The sequence below is a fragment of the Roseateles sp. P5_E4 genome (assembly GCF_054049255.1).
Map to the genome: position 1 here is coordinate 30064 of NZ_JBFUMS010000015.1, position 18116 is coordinate 48179.

Here is an 18116-nt window from a genome sequence, read left to right on the forward strand (position 1 = left end):
TGGCGCCGCATGGCGCGGGCAAGACAAAGCAGTGAGCCGCCACCATCGTCACGTCTGAAATCTGTGGGTAATCACGTCGACTTGGACAGCGACCTGCTTGCGATTCGGGCCGCTTCCTGGGCCAGGAGCCGCACCTGCGAAATCAGCCTAGGACTTCCCGACGATGCAGGTCATTGTTTTGGTTCGCAAGCGACGTCCTCCCAGACGCCGTTCTTCAGGATCTGGTGGGGCCTGAACCCCGCCTTGTAGGCCATCTTCGGGCTCTCCTCGATCCAGTAGCCCAGGTAGAGGTGGTTGAGCTTGAGCTCCTTGGCCTGCTGGATCTGCCACAGCACGCCATAGGTGCCGAAGCTGCCCGGCACGTCCGGGTCGTAGAAGGTGTAGACCGCCGACAGGCCGTCGTTGAGGATGTCCAGGATGGACACCATGCGCAGCGGTGTGCTGCCGTCAGGCATCGTCTCGCGGAACTCCACGAGGCGCGAGTTGATGCGCGACTGCAGCAGGAACTGGGTGTACTGGTCAACGCTGTCATGGTCCATGCCGCCGCCAGAGTGCCGGCCGGCCTGGTAGCGCAGGTACAGGGCGTAGTGCTCGGGCGAATAGCCCAGGCGCATGACCTTGGCCTGCAGGTGGCGATGCGCCTTCCAGGCCCGCTTCTGGCTGCGGGTGGCCTCGAAGCTGGCGACCGGCACGCGCAGCGCGATGCAGGCGCGGCATTGGTCGCAGTAGGGGCGGTAGGTAAAGAGCCCGCTGCGGCGAAAACCTGCGGCAACCAGGTTGGAATAGGCGTCGGCGTGGATCAGGTGGCTGGGCGTGGCGACCTGGGAACGCGCCTGGCGGCCCGCCACATAGCTGCACGGGTAGGCGGCCGTGGCATAGAACTGGATCTGCGCGAGCGGCAGTTCTTTTGGATGGGTCACGTCGAGGTCAGAAGCCTGTGCCAGTAGTCCGGATGATAGGTCCAGGGGCCGGGCGTAGGTCCACCCACCTGGGTGGCGAGGTGGTCCTCGAAGGCTGCCCGTGGGACTTCTGCCGCACCCAGCGAGGCCAGGTGGGGGGTGTTCTGCTGGCAGTCGATCCAGGGGATGCCGAACTGGCGGCACAGGCAGATCAGGGCGCAAAGGGCGATCTTGGAGGCGTCGGTGCGGCGCATGAACATGGATTCGCCATAGAACATGCGCCCCAGGTTGACGCCGTACAGGCCGCCGGCGAGTTCGCCGTCCATCCAGGTCTCGATGCTGTGCATGGCCGGCCAGGCGAGATAGGCAGCCTGCAGTTCGGGCACGATCCAGGTGCCTGACTGACCCTCGCGCGGCGCGCTGGCGCAGGCACGCAGCACGGTGGCGCGATCAAAGTCGACGCGGATCTCACAGCCGGGCGTGGAGGCAAAGCGTGCCACCGTCTTGCGCAGCGAGCGCGAAAGCTTGAAGTCGGCCGTCTGCAGCACCATGCGCGGGTCGGGCGCCCACCACAGCGGCGGCTGGCCGGGGCCGTACCAGGGGAAGATGCCGCGCCGGTAGGCCGCTTCCAGGCGATCGGGGTCCAGGGTGCCGCCGGCGGCAAGCAGGCCGGGGGCATCGGTGCCAGGGCCCAGCGCCCGCGAGCTGGGTGGAAAGTCGAGGGAAGCTTCGTCAAGCCAGTCGATCATGGAGCCATGGTAAGTTGGCGCCCATGATCACCGTCTATGGCATTCCCAACTGCGACACCGTCAAGAAGGCGCGCTCCTGGCTGGCCGAACAAGGCCTGGAAGTCGCTTTCCATGACTTCAAGAAACAGGGCGTACCGGCCGAGCTGCTGCCGACCTGGATCAAGGCCTTTGGCCGCGACAGGATCGTCAACCGCCCCGGTAACACCTGGCGCAAGCTGGACGACGCCGCCAAGGCCGCCGTCACTGACGACGCGTCGGCCGCGGCGCTGATGCTGACCGAGCCTAGCGTCATCAAGCGGCCCGTCGTGCGCTGGCCGGACGGCCACTGGACGCTCGGATTTGGTGCGGAATCGTTCGAGAATAGTGCATTGAATGCACCAAAAAAGAGCTGATCGATTGCTTTGCTGCTTTCTGGCCGCGAATTCACGCCTTAAAGGCGGGCATTGAATTTGCAATTTCGGTGCGGTTTGGTTTGGATTGGTGCATGTCGCCCAAGTCTGGAGCCGCCGGCCGGAGGCAGCGTTGGAGTCATCGATCAAGCAGGGCGCAGACGCGCTCTTCATCCTACTGGGCGCCATCATGGTGCTCGCCATGCATGCGGGCTTTGCCTTCCTCGAGCTGGGCACCGTGCGCAAGAAGAACCAGGTCAATGCCCTGGTCAAGATCCTGGTGGACTTCGCGGTGTCCACGCTGGCCTATTTCCTGGTCGGCTACCTGGTCGCCTACGGCAGCCACTTCTTCGTCGGCGCCGAGCAGTTGGCGCAGAAGAACGGCTATGAGCTGGTCAAGTTCTTCTTCCTGCTGACTTTCGCGGCGGCCATTCCCGCCATCGTGTCGGGCGGCATTGCCGAGCGGGCCCGCTTCGGCCCGCAACTGGCCGCCACCTGCGTCATCGTTGGCTTCATCTACCCGGTGTTCGAAGGCGTGGCCTGGAACCAGGCCTTCGGCATCCAGGCCTGGCTGAAGGCCGCCACGGGCGCCGAGTTCCATGACTTCGCCGGCAGCGTCGTTGTGCATGCCGTGGGCGGCTGGATAGGTCTCGCCGCCGTGCTGCTGCTCGGCCCGCGCCTGAACCGCTACCGCAAGGACGGCGCGATGAGCGCCCACCCGCCGTCCAGCATTCCCTTTCTGGCCCTAGGCGCCTGGGTGCTGACGGTGGGCTGGTTCGGCTTCAACGTGATGAGCGCGCAGACGCTGGACAAGCTTTCCGGCCTCGTCGCCGTCAATTCGTTGATGGCCATGGCCGGCGGTACGTTGGTGGCCGTGCTGCTGGGTCGCAACGACCCGGGCTTTGCCTACAACGGCCCGCTGGCCGGCCTGGTGGCCGTCTGCGCCGGCTCGGACGTCATGCATCCGCTCGGCGCCCTGGTCACCGGCGGCATTGCCGGCTGGGTGTTCGTGCAGTTCTTCACCCTGACGCAGAACCGCTGGAAGATCGACGACGTGCTGGGCGTCTGGCCGCTGCACGGCCTGTGCGGCGCCTGGGGCGGCATCGCCTGCGGCGTCTTTGGGCAGAAGGCGCTGGGCGGCATCGGCGGCGTGTCCTTCAGCGCTCAGTTGATCGGCACGCTGGGTGGCGTGGCCTGGGCGCTGGCCGGTGGCTTCGTTGTCTATGGCGTCATCAAACGCATCACCGGCCTGCGCTTGGATGCGGAACAGGAATTCGAAGGCGCCGACCTGTCCATCCACAAGATCGGCTCGACGCCCGACCGCGAGGTCAGCTGGTAAGCTGGCCCGAACGCTGTTCAAAAAGGCCTCCTTGGAGGCCTGTTTTCCATGTTCACAGGCATTGTCCAGGGCGTCGCCCGCGTCGAATCCATCGAAGCCCGTGAGGGCCTGCACACCCTGCATCTGAAGTTCCCGCAGGGCTTCGACGCGGAGCTGGCTATTGGCGCCAGCGTCTCCTGCGACGGCGTCTGCCTGACCGTGACCGAGCGCCCAGCCTCCGACGTGGCCAGCTTCGACGTGATGGCGCAGACGCTCAGCCTCACCACGCTGGGCGGCCTGATGGTGGGCTCTGGCCTGAACGTCGAGCGCGCGGCCCGGGAAGGCGTCGAGATCGGCGGCCATCCGCTGTCCGGCCATGTGGACGTCTCCGCCCGCATTGCCGAGATCCGCAAGCCCGACAACAACCACGTCATCCGCTTCGCGCTGCCCGCGCCGTGGATGCGTTATGTCTTTGCCAAGGGTTACATCGGCGTCAACGGCTGCAGCCTCACCGTCGCCGAGGCCCGGCGCGAGCGCGACGGGTCGGGCTGGTTCGAGGTGTGGCTCATTCCCGAGACGCTGCGCATGACGACCTTTGGCGACAAGGGTGTGGGCGACGCCATCCACATCGAGATCGAGCGAAGCACGCAGGTGGTCGTCGACACGGTGCGCGACGCGCTGGACGAGAAGCTGGGCCCGCTGCTGCCTGTGCTGGAGGCGATTGCGCGGGAGCGCGGCATCGACATCACTCAGCTCGCGATAAGCAAATCTTGATGCTTTCTTGATACCCCCCGCCTCGATCTTGGCGAGGCTTTGAGGGCGCAATTTCCAGAATCACTTCCATCGTTATGGAGGTGTCATGGACATCATGTTTCTGGTTCTGGGCGCGGCTCTCGCGCTGTTGACCGGGCTCGCGGCCTGGGGCTGCGAAAAATTGGCGAGGAGGAAGTCATGAGTGGCTTCGAACTCGCCGCCGCCATCCTCGTCGTCGGGCTTGTCGGCTATCTGTTCTGGGCGCTGCTGTTCCCGGAGGACTTGTCATGAGTACCTCTGCCTGGGTCCAGCTCATCGTCTTTCTTGTCGTGCTGCTCGTGCTGGCCTGGCCACTGGCACGCTGGATTCACGCGGCCATGGAAGGCCGCGTCGGGTGGCTGCGCCGCGTCGAGCGCGGCCTGCTCAAGCTGGCCGGCGTGGATGCCGACGCCGAGCAAGGCTGGCTGCGCTATGCCCTCGGCCTGCTCGTCTTCAATGCCCTCGGCATCGCTGCCGTCTATGCGCTGCAGCGCCTGCAGCATCTGCTGCCGCTGAACCCGCAGGGCCTGGCCGCGGTGTCGCCAGACTCGGCCTTCAACACTGCCATCAGCTTCGTGACCAACACGAACTGGCAGGGCTATGGCGGTGAGTCGACGATGAGCTATCTGACGCAGATGCTCGCGCTGACGGTGCAGAACTTCCTGTCGGCCGCTACCGGCATCGCTGTCGTCATCGCCTTCGTGCGTGGCTTCGCGCGCCACAGCGCCCAGGCCATCGGCAACGTCTGGGCCGACCTGACCCGCGCCGCGCTGTGGGTGCTGCTGCCGCTGTCCTTCGTCTTCGCCATCGTTCTCGCCGGCATGGGCGTCGTGCAGACGCTCAAGCCTTATCAGGACGTCACGACCATTGAGGCTCAGACATGGCAGGAGCCCAAGCTCGACGAAGCCGGCCAGCCGCTGAAGGGCGCCGACGGTCAGCCCGTCATGGAAGACAAGCACGGCCAGAGCCAGAGCATTGCTCTCGGTCCGGTCGCTTCGCAGCTCGCCATCAAGATGCTGGGCACCAACGGCGGTGGCTTCTTCAACGCCAACTCGGCCCACCCCTTCGAGAACCCGACCGCGGCGACCAATGCGCTGCAGATGCTGTCCATCTTCCTGATCCCGGCGGCGCTGTGCTTCGTGCTGGGCCGCCAGGTGGGCGACATGCGCCAGGGTTGGGCGCTGCTGGGCGCGATGACGGCGATGTTCGTTGTCGCTGTCGTCATTGCCACGGCGGCCGAACAGGCGGGCAACCCGCATCTCACTGCGCTCGGTGTCGACGCGGCCCAGACGGCCACGCAGTCGGGCGGCAACATGGAGGGCAAGGAAGTGCGCTTCGGCATCGACGCCTCCTCGCTGTTCGCCGTCATCACGACGGCGGCCAGCTGCGGCGCCGTCAACGCGATGCACGACAGCTTCACGCCGCTGGGCGGGGCCGTGCCCATGGTGCTGATGCAGCTCGGCGAGGTCGTCTTCGGCGGCGTCGGCGCGGGTCTGTACGGCATGCTGGTGTTCGCCATCCTGGCCGTCTTCGTCGCCGGGTTGATGATTGGCCGCACGCCTGAATACCTCGGCAAGAAGATCGAGGCGCACGAGATGAAGATGGTCTCGCTGGCCATCCTGCTGACGCCATTGGCGGTGCTCATCGGCACGGCCGTCGCCGTGATCGTGGAGCCCGGCAAGGCCGGCATCGCGGCGCCTGGCGCGCATGGCTTCAGCGAGGTGCTGTACGCGCTCTCGTCCGCCGGCAACAACAACGGCAGCGCCTTCGCCGGCCTGTCGGCCAACACGCCTTTCTACAACGGGCTGCTGGCCCTGGTGATGTGGATAGGCCGCTTCGGCGTCATCGTGCCGGTGCTGGCCATGGCCGGCTCGCTGGCGGGCAAGAAGCGGCTGGCGGCGGGCGAGGGCACCTTGCCCACGCATGGCCCCCTCTTCGTCGTGCTGCTGATCGGCGCCGTGCTGCTGGTCGGCCTTCTGAACTATGTGCCGGCGCTGGCCCTCGGACCTGTCGTCGAACACCTCATCCTCTGGAGCAAATCATGAGTGCCCCCGAACCTGTCGCTGTGCGCCAGGCCCCCCGAGGGGGGCAAGAGAGCTCGGGAGCGGCCCGTCGCTCTCTTGAGACTCGCGCTGGTTTTTCCCTCCTCGACCCGGCGCTGACCCGTGCCGCCCTGGTCGACGCCTTCCGCAAGCTGGACCCGCGCACGCAATTGCGCAACCCGGTGATGTTCGTGGTCTATCTCGGCAGCCTGTTGACGACGGCGCTGTCCGTCGCGCAACCGAACGGCTTCGTTGTCGCGGTAACGGTCTGGTTGTGGTTCACCGTGCTGTTCGCCAACTTCGCCGAGGCTCTGGCCGAGGGCCGCAGCAAGGCGCAAGCGGCGTCGCTGCGCGGGTTGAAAAAGGAAACCTGGGCCAAGTTGACCGACGACTGGAAGCCCGGTGCGCCACGTGACACGATCAAGTGGCACCCCCGCGAGGCCGGCACGCTGCGCAAGGGCGAAGTCGTGCTGATCGAGGCCGGCGATGTCGTGCCGGCCGATGCCGAGGTCATCGACGGCGTCGCCTCGGTGGACGAGAGCGCCATCACCGGCGAGTCCGCACCCGTCATCCGCGAGAGCGGCGGCGACTTCTCGGCGCTGACTGGCGGCACCCGCGTGCTGTCCGACTGGGTCGTGGCCCGCGTGGCCGTGAACCCCGGCGAGACCTTTGTCGACCGCATGATCGCCATGGTCGAGAACGCCAAGCGCAAGAAGACGCCCAACGAGATCGCGCTGACCATCCTGCTGGTCGCGCTGACGCTGGTCTTCCTGGGTGTCTGCACCACGCTGCTGCCGTTCTCGCAGTTCAGCGTGGCGGTGGCCGGCGCGGGCGAGCCGGTCAGCCTCGTCGTGCTGGTGGCGCTGTTGGTCTGCCTGATTCCGACCACCATCGCCGGCCTGCTGTCGGCCGTCGGTGTGGCCGGCATGAGCCGCATGCTGCAGGCCAATGTCATCGCCACCTCGGGCCGCGCTGTTGAAGCCGCGGGCGACGTCGACGTGTTGCTGCTGGACAAAACCGGCACCATCACGCTGGGCAACCGCCAGGCCGATGCGTTCTGGCCGGTAGAAGGCGCCAGCGAGGCTCAGCTCGCCGAGGTGGCGCGCCTGGCGTCGCTGGCCGACGAGACGCCCGAGGGCCGCAGCATCGTGGCGCTTGCCGACCGCAAGTTCGGCGCGGCCACGGCCACGGCCACGGAACGGGGCGAGTTCGTGCCCTTCACGGCGCAGACGCGCATGAGCGGCGTGGATCTTGGCGCCCGCCGGATCCGCAAGGGTGCTGGCAGCGCGGTGCGCGCTCACGTTGAAGCCCTGGGCGGCCGCTGGCCGGCCAGCGTGCAGGCCAGCGTCGACGAGGCCGCCCGCCGAGGCAGCACGCCGCTGGTTGTCGTCGATGACGTGCGGGTGCTCGGCGTCGTCGAACTCAAGGACATCGTCAAGCCCGGCATCAAGGAGCGCTTCGCGCAGATGCGCCGCATGGGCATCAAGACGGTCATGGTCACCGGCGACAACCGGCTGACGGCCGCAGCCATCGCCGCCGAGGCTGGCGTGGACGACTTCCTCGCCGAGGCCACGCCCGAGGCCAAGCTGGCGCTGATCCGCGAGCACCAGGCCCAGGGCAGGCTGGTGGCCATGACCGGCGACGGCACCAATGACGCCCCGGCGCTGGCCCAGGCCGACGTGGCCGTCGCGATGAACAGCGGCACCCAGGCCGCGAAAGAGGCCGGCAACATGGTCGACCTGGACAGCAACCCGACCAAGCTCATCGAGATCGTCGAGACGGGCAAGCAGATGCTGATGACGCGTGGGTCGCTGACGACCTTCAGCATCGCCAACGACCTGGCCAAATACTTCGCCGTGCTGCCGGCGGCCTTCGTGTCGACCTATCCGCAGCTCGGCGCGCTGAACGTCATGCGCCTGGCCAGTCCCAACTCGGCCATCCTGTCGGCGGTCATCTTCAACGCGTTGATCATCGTCGTGCTGATCCCGCTGGCGCTGAAGGGCGTGCGCTACCGCGCCATCGGCGCCGCCGCGCTGCTGCGTCGCAACCTGCTCGTCTACGGCCTGGGCGGCGTCATCGTCCCCTTCATCGGCATCAAGGCAATCGACCTGCTGCTCGTGGCCCTTCACCTTGCTTGAATCATGAACACCCAACTCCGCCCCGCATTGACCCTGTTCGTGCTGCTCAGCCTCGTCACCGGCCTGGCCTACCCGCTGGCCGTCACCGGCCTGGCGCAGGCGCTCTTTCCCCATGCGGCCAATGGCAGCCTCTTCATCCAGGACGGCAGGCCGATCGGCTCCGAGCTGATCGGCCAGGCCTTCACCGACCCCGGGCATTTCTGGAGCCGCCCCTCGGCCACCGCGCCCTCGCCCTACAACGCGGCCAACTCCGGCGGCTCCAATCTCGCGCCGACGGCGCCGGCCCTGGTCGATGCGGTCAAGGCGCGCATCGACGCCTTGCGCGCGGCCGACCCGGGCAACCTGGCGCCGGTGCCGGTCGACCTCGTCACCGCCTCCGCCAGCGGCCTGGACCCCCACATCAGCCGGGCCGCCGCCGACTACCAGCTCGCCCGCGTCGCCCGCGCACGTGGGCTGCCACCGGAGCAGGTGAGGGCGCTGGTCGAGCAGCACACCGAGGGCCGCCGGCTCGGCTTCCTCGGCGAGCCGCGCGTCAACGTGCTGGCCCTGAACCTCGCGCTGGAGCGTGCGACGATCACCGCAAAATGACTCCAGGCAGACCGCCATGCTGATCAACAGCGCCGTGTACGAGGATGGCCGCATCGTGGCCGAGCCCAGCCTGGAGGGGGTGTCCGAGGCGCTGGAGAGAACGAGCGGCTTTGTCTGGATCGCGCTGCGCGACCCGAGCGATGAGGAGCTCAACCTGCTGCAGCACGAACTGGACTTGCCGCCATTGGCCGTCGAGGATGCCCGCAAGGGCCATCAGCGGCCCAAGGTGGAAGAGTACGGCGACATGCTGTTCGCCGCGATGCATCTGTTGGAGACCAGCACCGACGGCTTGGAGGTGGGCGAGGTGCACGTCTTCGTCGGCGCGCGCTTCATCGTCTCGGTACGCCACCGCAGCAGCCAGGGTTTCCTGGGCGTGCGCGGGCGTGCGGAGCGCGAGCCGCATCTGCTGCGCCAGGGGCCAGGTTTCGTCTTCTACGCACTGATGGACGCCGTCGTGGACCGCTACTTCCCGCTCATCGACGCCATCGAGGCCGAATTGGAGCAACTGGAAGCGACCATGTTCCAGCCCCATCAGGATCGCCAGTCCGTCGTGCAGCGCCTGTTCGCGCTGAAGCAGCGCCTGGCCACGCTGCGCCATGCCGTCACGCCGCTGCTGGAGGTGACGGCCAAGCTGCACGGTGGCCGCGTGCCCGTCGTCTGCAAGGCCCTGCAGGACTACTTCCGCGACGTCTACGACCACCTGCTGCGCATCCAGGCCAGCATCGACGCCGCGCGCGAAACCATCATCGCGGCGACCCAGGTCAACCTCACCCTGGTCACGCTGGACGAGTCCCTCGTCACCAAGCGCCTGGCCGCCTGGGCCGCCATCTTTGCGGCGTCCACGGCCCTGGCGGGCATCTGGGGGATGAACTTCGAGCACATGCCCGAGCTGAAATGGACGTTGGGCTACCCGATGGCGCTGGGCGTGATCGTCCTCGTCAGCGGGGCGCTGTACTGGCGCTTCAAGCGCCTCGGATGGTTGTGACCGACACCCGCCCCGACCCCGACGCGCTGCTGGCCCAGTTGCAGCGCGACGAAGCCGCCGCCCAGCGCGGCCGGCTGAAGATCTTCTTCGGCGCCAACGCGGGTGTTGGAAAAACCTTCGCCATGCTGGCCGCCGCGCATGCGGCTCGCGCCCAAGGCCGGGTGGTGCGCATCGGCGTCGTCGAGACCCACGGCCGCGCCGACACCGAGGCCATCGCGCGCGATCTGCCGCGCCTGGCGCTGAAGGACATCGTCCACCGCGGCCAGACCCTGCGCGAGTTCGACCTCGATGCCGCGCTGGCCTGGGGCCGCGAGCAAGCGGGCGGCGTGCTCCTGCTGGATGAGCTGGCCCACAGCAACGCGCCGGGCTCGCGCCACGCCAAGCGCTGGCAGGACGCGCAGGAGCTGTGCGAGGCCGGCATCGAGGTCTGGACGACGCTGAACGTGCAGCACCTGGAGAGCCTGAACGACGTCGTTGGCGGCATCACCGGCATCCGTGTCTGGGAAACCCTGCCCGACAAGGTCTTCGATGCGGCCGACGAGGTGGTCGTCGTCGACCTGCCGCCCGACGAGCTGCTGCAGCGGCTCAAGGAAGGCAAGGTCTATTTGCCGAACCAGGCCGAGCGCGCCGCCAAAAATTTCTTCCGCAAGGGCAATTTGCTGGCCCTGCGCGAGCTGGCCCTGCGCCGCACGGCGGACCGCGTGGATGACCAGATGCAGGCCTACCGGCGCGAGCACAGCGCCGGGACGGTGTGGCCCAACCGCGAGTCGCTGCTGGCCTGCATCGGCCCGGCGGCGGCGAGCGAAAAGGTCGTGCGCAGTGCCGCCCGGCTGGCGCAGCAGCTCGGGCTGGACTGGCATGCCGTGCACGTGCAGACGGCCCAGGGCCTGAGCGACGCCGCCCGCCAGCGCGTGCAGCGCACGCTGGAGCTGGCGCAGTCGCTCGGTGCCCGCACCGCCGAACTGTCGGCGCCCGAGGTCGCCGCGGCCCTGGTGGGCTATGCGCGCGAGCACAACCTGGCCCGCCTCGTGGTGGGCCGGCGCGAGCAGGCCTGGCGCTGGCCTGGCCGGCCGTCCCTGGCCGAGGCGTTGAGCCGCCTGGCCGACGAGATGGACGTGTTGCAGGTGGCGCTGCCCACCGGTGCGCGCGAGCAGCCCGCGGCGGCGACGCGTGGTGCCCTGATTCCTCTGCAGGCCTGGCGCGGCCATGCGGCGGCGCTGGCGGGCGTCGCGCTGACGACGGCCCTGGCCCACGTGTTGCTGGGTTTCATGGCGCCGACCAATATCGCCATGCTCTATCTGCTCAACGTTGTTGGCGTTGCGCTGCGCTTTGGCCGCGGGCCGGCGGCGCTGGCGGCGCTGCTCGGCGTGGCTGCCTTCGACTTTGCCTTCGTCGAGCCGAGAGGGTCGTTTGCCGTCGGCGATGCGCAATATCTCGTCACCTTCGCCGTGCTGCTGCTCGTCGGCCTCGTCATCGGCCAGCTCGCGGCCGGGCTGCAGGCCCAGGCCCGCGCGGCCCAGGAGCGTGAGCGGCGCGTGCGCGGCCTGTACACGATGTCGCGCGACCTCGGTGCCGCGCTGGTGGTGGAACAGGTTGCCGAGATCGCGACGCGCTTCCTGCGCGCCGAGTTCGGCGCCGCCTCGGCCGTGCTGGCGCCGCCGCCAGGGGCCACGCCCGGCCGCGAGATGCTGGTTGCGCTGCCGGGCGCAGGCGTGCAGCCGGACCTGGGTGTCGCCCAATGGGCCTTCGACCATGGCCAGCCGGCAGGGCAGGGCACCGACACGCTGCCGGCCAGCCCCTGCCTGATGCTGCCGCTGACCGCGCCGATGCGGCTGCGTGGCGTGCTGGCCGTCCAAGGGCAGGGCCGCCGCTGGTCGCCCGAGGAGCGCGAGCTGCTGGACACCTGTGCAGCGCTGCTGGCCATTTCGCTGGAGCGCATCCACTACATCGAGGTGGCCCAGCAGAGCACGTTGCAGATCGAGTCCGAGCGGCTGCGAAATTCGCTGCTGACGGCCGTGTCCCACGACCTGCGCACGCCGCTGGCCGCGCTGGTGGGGCTGGCGGATGCGCTCAAGCTCACGCCGCTGAACACGCCTCAGGCCGAGGTGGCCGATGCGATGCGTCGCTCGGCGCTGCGCATGACTGCGCTGGTCGGCAACCTACTCGACATGGCGCGGCTTCAATCCGGCACGGTGCAGCTGAACCGGCATTGGCTGCCGCTGCAAGAGGTCGTCGGCAGCGCACTGGCCAGCCTGGAAGAAGCCTTGATCGACCGCGATGTTGTCGTGGATCTGCCGGCGGACCTTCCCCTGGTCGAGCTGGACGCCGTGCTGATCGAGCGCGTGCTCGTCAACCTGCTGGAGAACGCGGCCAAGTACGCGGCCGGCGCCATCCGCATCCGGGCGCGCACGGCGGGGCGGCATGTCGAGATCGACGTCAGCGACGCCGGCCCTGGGTTTCCCGCGGGCCTCGAGGACAAGCTCTTCGACAAGTTCGAGCGCGGCGACCGCGAGAGCGCCACGCCCGGTGTCGGCCTGGGCCTGGCCATCTGCAAGGCCATCGTGGAGGCGCATGACGGCCGTATCAGCGCCCACAATGTCGCGACCGGCGGTGCCTGTGTGCGAGTGGAACTGCCGCTCGGCCAGCCGCCGGCGGAGAAACCAGAGTGAGCGCTGCACGCGTGTTGATGATCGAGGACGAACCGGAGATCCGGCGCTTCGTGCGCATGGCGCTGGAGAGCGAAGGCCTGGAGGTCTTCGAGGCGGCGACTTTGCAACGCGGGTTGATCGACTCGGCCACGCGCCGTCCCGAGCTGGTTGTGCTGGACCTGGGCCTGCCCGATGGCGATGGCCTGGACTTCATCCGCGAGTTCCGCGGCTGGTCGCAGGCGCCCGTCCTGGTGCTGTCGGCCCGTGAGGGCGAGGACCGCAAGGTACAGGCCCTGGACGCCGGTGCCGACGACTACCTCGTCAAGCCCTTCGGCGTGGCCGAGTTGCTGGCCCGCGTGCGCGTGCAACTGCGCAGGCACGGCGGCGGCGGCAACGACGCCGACCCGGTGCTGCGCTTTGGTGACGTCGCCATGGACCGCGCGTTACGCACGGTCACCAAAGCCGGCGAAGAGCTGCACCTGACGCCCATCGAATACCGGCTGCTGCAGGAGCTTGCCAACGCTCCGGGGCGCGTGTTGACCCACCAGCACCTGCTCAAGGCGGTCTGGGGCCCGGGCCATGCCGAGGACGTGCATTACGTGCGCGTGCACATGGCCAATCTGCGCAAGAAGCTCGAGGCCGATCCCAACCGGCCGCAGTGGCTGGTGACTGAGGCGGGCGTGGGCTACCGGCTCAAGACATGAGGGGCGAGCCGGGTGCACCCGGGCGGATACACGAAATCCTGCGTTCGAATCGGGCGCTGCGCGTGGTGTTGCTGACCGACTTCCTGGTCCGCCTTGCCGAGTTGGGTGCGATGGTCGTGTTGCCGTGGTGGATCACCAGCAGCGGTGGCGCCCACGCGATCGCGGCATTCGGGGTGGCGTTGGCCGTCACGACCTTCATTGCCGCACCGGCTGTCTCGCCCTTTGGCGACAGGATTTGCAAGCGCCGGCAGATCACCTGGGGGCTGGCCTGCCTCAGCCTCGTCGCCGCAATGCAGCTGGCGCTGTCACTGGCCAGCGCCTTCAATCTGGCAGCCCTCATGATGCTGGCGGTCGTGCAGGTGCTGGCGACATCGTTCGTGGACCCGGCGCGCGATGCCGTGTTGACCGAATTGCTGCCGCCGGAGCAGTTGCCCGAGGCGATCCGTTTGCGCAAGACGGCACAGGCGGTCAGCGGCGTGCTCGGGCCGCTTCTGGCAGGCGCGGCGATCAGTTCGGCGGGCGTCACCGGTGGGCTGTGCTGCTATGGCGGCTTGATGTGCATCGCGATGCTCGCTGCATCGCGCCTCCCACGTACTCCCGTCCTCGAACTGCCAGCCCGCGGGTTGGCCCTGTGGTGGCGCGATCTGCGCGCCGGGCTGGCCGCCAAGTGGCTGATGCCGATGGAGCGCGGCTGGACCCTCGTGAATTTCGCGGTCTGGATCTTCCAGGGTCCCGCCGTCGGCCTGCTGATCCCGCTCAAGGTGCATTCACTGGGCCTGCAAGGCAGCTGGCTCGGCGTCAGCTTGGGGGCTCTCTCGTTTGGTGTTCTGCTCGGCAGTGCCGTTGGCTCGCAGCGGCTGGTGAACCACTTGGGTCGGTATCGCGTTCGCGTGGGGCTGGGGCTCGCCGAGGGCCTCGCATTGGCCGTGGTCGGGTTTGTCACCTCGCCCGCGCTGATGCTGGTCGGTCTGGCGGCTGCGGGCTTTTGCAATGCGTCGATGGGCCTGGTGGGAGCGACGCATCGCGCCCTGGCGGTGCCCAAGGCCTACCGTGTGCGCATCTTTGCGGCCGGCTCAATGACCACGCAGGTCGCCGGTGCCATCGGCCCGGCTCTCGTCGGCGTGGCGCTGGCGAGCTACAGCGTGAAATGGGTCTATACGGCCTGGGGTTTGCTCATGGCCACCTGCGTTCTGGGCCTTCTCGCCGTGCCGCGCCTCAAGGAGTTCCTGACGCTCGGCCATGACGAGATCGCGGATTGGTATCGCCTCCAATACCCGACCGTCTTCAAGTAGCTGCAGGCCGGCTGAGCCATCGGTCAGCCCTCGACACCATCAAGGCAAACTGCGGCGATGAACCCGGAAGATCTCCTCAAGCTCGTCACGACCGAGATGCCCTTCGGCAAACACAAGGGCACGCTGATCGCGGACTTGTCCGGCAACTACCTGGGCTGGTTTGCGCGCGAGGGATTTCCGAAGGGCGAGATCGGACGGCTGCTGGCCTTGATGTACGAGATGGATCACAACGACCTGCGGGGCCTGCTCAAGCCGCTGCGGGGGCGTGGCCGATGAAGCGGCTGCTGCTGGCGTTGGTGCTGGGGTCTGCGCTGGTGGTGGCCAGCCTGGCTGCCCGCGCTGAAGGCGATGGCCGCTTCACCGTCGTGCGCGTGGACCTCGCCACGCAGAAGCTGCGTCTGTTCTGGCAGGATGACCGGGGCCGGGCGCTGCGCCGGCTGGACAAGTTGTCGGCCTGGTTGAGAGGACAGGGCAAGACGCTGGCTTTCGGCATGAACGCCGGTATGTACCACGCGGACGCAAGCCCCGTCGGGCTGCTGGTCATCGACGGGCGCGAGTTCGCGCCGCTCAATCTGTTGAGTGGAGAAGGCAACTTCTTTCTGAAGCCCAACGGTGTTTTCCTGCTGACGGCTCACGGAGCTCAGGTCGTCGACGCGGTGGACTACCCGGCGCTGCGCGAAGGTGTCCTGTTCGCCACGCAGTCCGGGCCGCTGCTGCTCAAGGACGGCCAGATCCATCCGGCCTTCAGCGCCAATTCGGCGTCGCGCTACATCCGCAACGGCGTCTGTGTGCTGGGCTCGCAGGCCCTGTTCGTCATCACCGAGCGGCCTGTCACGCTGCACGAGTTCGCCAGCTTCTTCCGCGACGAATTGCACTGCAAGGAGGCGCTGTATCTTGACGGCGCGGTGTCCAGCCTCTACGCGCCCAGGCTCGGGCGCAACGACCATTGGAGCGAGCTCGGGCCGCTGTTTGGCGTCGTCGAATGACGCCGGCCCAGGCCGCGCTTTCGCCGGCCTGAACCGCGCGGTGAGCGGTCTGTCGCAAGCGCGTTGGAGGCTGGCCTCTGGATCTCTAGGCTGCGCTCATTCACAAGATGAGGAGCGGCCATGCTGCAGATCCAAAACGTCTCCAAGACCTTCGGGAAACTCAATGCCGTCGACGGCGTGTCGCTGGAATTGAAGCCCGGTGTCGTCGGCCTGATCGGCCACAACGGCGCGGGCAAGAGCACGCTGATGCAGATGCTGGCCACGCTGACGAGGCCCAGCAGCGGGCGCATCCTGCTGGACGGTGAGGACATCGTCGCCAAGCCCGAACTGATGCGCCGGCGCCTGGGTTATCTGCCGCAGGACTTCGGCGTCTATCCGCACCTGACCGCACTCGAATTCCTGCAGTACTTCGCGGCGCTGAAGGGCGTGCGCGACCGGCAGCGGCTGCATGACCTGCTGGAGCTGGTGAACCTGCACGAGCAGGCCCACCGCCCGGCCATCGGCTTCTCGGGCGGCATGCGCCAGCGCCTGGGCATCGCGCAGGCCCTGCTGAACGACCCCGACGTGCTCATCGTCGACGAACCCACGGCTGGTCTCGACCCCGAGGAGCGCCTGCGCTTTCGTCACCTGCTGGGCGACCTCGGGCGCAAGCGCCTGGTCATCGTGTCGACCCACATCGTGTCGGACGTCGAGAACATGGCCTCGCACCTGGCCGTCATGCGTCAGGGCCGCCTTGTCGCCTTCGAAACCCCTGAAGCCGTGATCGCTCGCGCCGTGGGCAAGGTCTGGATGGCCCAGCTCGCGCCAGCCGATTACGAAGCGCTGAAGGGCCATGTGCAGGTGCTGCAGGCCCAGCCTCAGGGCAGCCGCATTCAGGTGCGCATGGCGCATCCGTCGCGCCCCTTTGCCGAGGCCGAGCCGGCGAACGCCAGCCTGGAAGAGGCGCTGATGGCTCAACGCTATGCCGATGCGCGGGAGGCCGCATGAACACCAGTCTCTACAAGACCCTGGTGCTGAACGAATGGCGCTTGCGCAGCCGCCGGCTCAGCAGCCTCGTCATCCTGCTGGCCGTGGTGGCCGTGAGCTGGTTGATGGTGCTGGACCCGAAAAGTGGCATGGCCATGATGGTCGTGAACAAGCAGCGCATCGCCTACGAGAGCCAGGCACTCGCCTTTGCGAGCAACCTGATCGCGTCGCTGCTGTTCGGCCTGGCTGGCTTCTACCTGGCGCGTGGTCGCACGCAGGAAGACGTGCGCTGCGGCACCGCTGCCGTGCTGGCCGCCACACCCGTCAGCAACGCGCAGCTGCTGGGCGCGCGCTGGCTGGGCGCCTTCGGCTTCCTGCTTTCGCTGGGCACCGTCGTGATGCTGACGGTCTGGGTGTTGCAACTGGTGCGCGGCGAAGGCCCGCTGCAGCCCTTGCCCTATCTGCAGATGCTGGTGTTCGGGCTGGCGCCCGGCCTGATGCTGTGCGCCAGCCTGGCCGTGCTGGCCGACGCCTGGGCGCCGCTGATGGGCAAGCGTGGCGACGCGCTCTACTGGGTCTTCTGGATGGTGCAGTTCGCCTTCATCCCGGCCACGCTGGGGCAGGGCGCCGTGCGGCTGACCGGCTGGCAGGTGTTCGACATCAATGGCATGTCGCCGTTGCTGGTCGGCGTGAGCCAGTTGATGGACGTGACCCACATCAGCGTCGGTGGCAGCCCCTTCGACGCGACGCTGCCCAGCCTGCACATGCCCGCTGGCCTGTGGAGCGCTGAGTTGATCGCTTTGCGCCTGGGCTCGATGGCGCTGGCCCTGCTGCCGCTGCTGCCCGCCGTGATGTTCTTCCATCGCTATGCACCAGACCGCGTGAAGCTGCGCAACCCCGCCGGTCGCTGGCGCATCGTGCAGTTGCTGCAATGGCTGCTGCGCCCGCTGCTGCGGCCTTTCACCGCCGCCCTTGGCCTGTTGCTGCGCGCCAGCGCCCGCCTGCCAGGCCTGCCCGGCCGCTGGCTGGCGGACGTGAGCCTGGTGTTGCTCAGCCAGCCGCTGTTGGCCTTGGCGATGGGGGCCGGCACGGTGGCCTGCGCGGTGGCGCCGATGGACCTCGTTCCCGCGCTGCTGGCCGCAACGTTGTGCGCCTGGGGCATGGCGGTGGCGGACGTGAGTTCGCGTGATCTGCAGAGCGGCACCTTGGCGCTGGCCAGTGCCGTACCTGGCGGCGCGTGGGAGCGCCGCTGGCGCCATGTGCTGGCGGCCTTGGGGCTGGGGTTGCTGCTGGCCTTGCCGGCCTTGCTGCGGATCTCAACGGTGCAAGCCTTGGCCTGCGTGGCCGGCCTGCTCTTCTTGAGCGCAGCCGCCACGCTGCTGGGCCGGCTGACCCAGGGCTCGCGCACCTTCCTCGCGTTGTTTCTGTTCGCGCTCTACCTCAACCTGCAAAAGACCGGTGTGGCGGCGCTGGACCTGTTGGGTGTGGACGGCGCGGCCAACGCAGCCAGCGTGGCCGGCTATGCGCTGGCGGGCGGGCTGGGGCTGGTAGCACTGCTGGCCTGGCCGCGGCTGCGTCGGACCTGAGCCGCCGGCCCTGGCCTACAGCGCCCATGCGAAG

The 18116-nt window shown here is 68.0% G+C and carries 17 protein-coding genes; 15 read left to right on the forward strand and 2 right to left on the reverse strand.

Annotated features, from left to right (window positions below):
- Positions 1 to 170: 170 nt before the first annotated feature.
- Together ACXJLH_RS24780 and ACXJLH_RS24785 are read right to left on the reverse strand one after the other, a co-directional pair.
- Entirely contained in the window at positions 171 to 920 is a 750-nt protein-coding gene (locus ACXJLH_RS24780; protein WP_457446943.1) for an arginyltransferase, read from the reverse strand.
- On the reverse strand, positions 917 to 1648 hold the full coding sequence (locus tag ACXJLH_RS24785) for a leucyl/phenylalanyl-tRNA--protein transferase (RefSeq protein WP_457446945.1): 732 nt from the start codon (positions 1646 to 1648) through the stop codon (positions 917 to 919). Before ACXJLH_RS24785 ends, ACXJLH_RS24780 begins: the two co-directional genes overlap by 4 nt.
- A gap of 23 nt (positions 1649 to 1671) precedes the next feature.
- Between ACXJLH_RS24785 and ACXJLH_RS24790 the strand changes: the two genes are divergently transcribed.
- From ACXJLH_RS24790 to ACXJLH_RS24860, 15 genes are all read left to right on the forward strand, one after another.
- Entirely contained in the window at positions 1672 to 2040 is a 369-nt protein-coding gene (locus ACXJLH_RS24790) for an ArsC family reductase (RefSeq protein ID WP_457446947.1), read from the forward strand.
- 130 nt (positions 2041 to 2170) lie between these two features.
- Positions 2171 to 3376, forward strand: a complete 1206-nt coding sequence (locus ACXJLH_RS24795) for an ammonium transporter (RefSeq protein ID WP_457393149.1) — start codon at positions 2171 to 2173, stop codon at positions 3374 to 3376.
- A 48-nt stretch (positions 3377 to 3424) separates the two neighbouring features.
- Positions 3425 to 4129, forward strand: coding sequence for a riboflavin synthase subunit alpha (locus ACXJLH_RS24800; protein ID WP_457446949.1), 705 nt, complete (start codon positions 3425 to 3427; stop codon positions 4127 to 4129).
- A 177-nt stretch (positions 4130 to 4306) separates the two neighbouring features.
- Positions 4307 to 4399: a K(+)-transporting ATPase subunit F gene (kdpF, locus tag ACXJLH_RS24805; RefSeq protein ID WP_082532572.1), complete on the forward strand. Its 93-nt coding sequence runs from the start codon at positions 4307 to 4309 to the stop codon at positions 4397 to 4399.
- Entirely contained in the window at positions 4396 to 6192 is a 1797-nt protein-coding gene (kdpA, locus tag ACXJLH_RS24810) for a potassium-transporting ATPase subunit KdpA (protein ID WP_457446951.1), read from the forward strand. The genes kdpF and kdpA overlap by 4 nt, the downstream gene beginning before the upstream one ends.
- Positions 6189 to 8327 carry a potassium-transporting ATPase subunit KdpB gene (kdpB, locus tag ACXJLH_RS24815; RefSeq protein WP_457393142.1) on the forward strand — a complete coding sequence of 713 codons (2139 nt, stop codon included), beginning with the start codon at positions 6189 to 6191 and terminating at the stop codon, positions 8325 to 8327. The genes kdpA and kdpB overlap by 4 nt, the downstream gene beginning before the upstream one ends.
- Positions 8328 to 8330: 3 nt before the next feature.
- Positions 8331 to 8915: a potassium-transporting ATPase subunit KdpC gene (gene kdpC / locus ACXJLH_RS24820; protein ID WP_457446953.1), complete on the forward strand. Its 585-nt coding sequence runs from the start codon at positions 8331 to 8333 to the stop codon at positions 8913 to 8915.
- A 16-nt stretch (positions 8916 to 8931) separates the two neighbouring features.
- Positions 8932 to 9900: a magnesium/cobalt transporter CorA gene (gene corA / locus ACXJLH_RS24825; protein WP_457324986.1), complete on the forward strand. Its 969-nt coding sequence runs from the start codon at positions 8932 to 8934 to the stop codon at positions 9898 to 9900.
- Complete coding sequence (locus ACXJLH_RS24830; RefSeq protein WP_457446955.1) at positions 9891 to 12569, forward strand: DUF4118 domain-containing protein; 2679 nt, start codon at positions 9891 to 9893, stop codon at positions 12567 to 12569. The genes corA and ACXJLH_RS24830 overlap by 10 nt, the downstream gene beginning before the upstream one ends.
- Before the next feature lie 17 nt (positions 12570 to 12586).
- A complete protein-coding gene (locus ACXJLH_RS24835; RefSeq protein WP_056197196.1) occupies positions 12587 to 13252 on the forward strand; it encodes a response regulator in 666 nt (221 codons plus the stop codon).
- Positions 13249 to 14544, forward strand: coding sequence for an MFS transporter (locus ACXJLH_RS24840; protein WP_457446957.1), 1296 nt, complete (start codon positions 13249 to 13251; stop codon positions 14542 to 14544). Before ACXJLH_RS24835 ends, ACXJLH_RS24840 begins: the two co-directional genes overlap by 4 nt.
- A 57-nt stretch (positions 14545 to 14601) precedes the next feature.
- The gene (locus ACXJLH_RS24845) at positions 14602 to 14820 is read left to right on the forward strand and encodes a DUF3820 family protein (RefSeq protein WP_056195958.1); all 219 of its coding nucleotides are present in this window, start codon (positions 14602 to 14604) and stop codon (positions 14818 to 14820) included.
- Positions 14817 to 15530 (forward strand): phosphodiester glycosidase family protein, encoded by a 714-nt coding sequence (locus tag ACXJLH_RS24850; protein ID WP_457446959.1) that lies wholly within the window; start codon positions 14817 to 14819, stop codon positions 15528 to 15530. The genes ACXJLH_RS24845 and ACXJLH_RS24850 overlap by 4 nt, the downstream gene beginning before the upstream one ends.
- Positions 15531 to 15650: 120 nt before the next feature.
- Complete coding sequence (locus ACXJLH_RS24855; protein WP_457446961.1) at positions 15651 to 16517, forward strand: ABC transporter ATP-binding protein; 867 nt, start codon at positions 15651 to 15653, stop codon at positions 16515 to 16517.
- A complete protein-coding gene (locus ACXJLH_RS24860; protein ID WP_457446963.1) occupies positions 16514 to 18082 on the forward strand; it encodes a hypothetical protein in 1569 nt (522 codons plus the stop codon). The genes ACXJLH_RS24855 and ACXJLH_RS24860 overlap by 4 nt, the downstream gene beginning before the upstream one ends.
- Positions 18083 to 18116 lie beyond the last annotated feature (34 nt).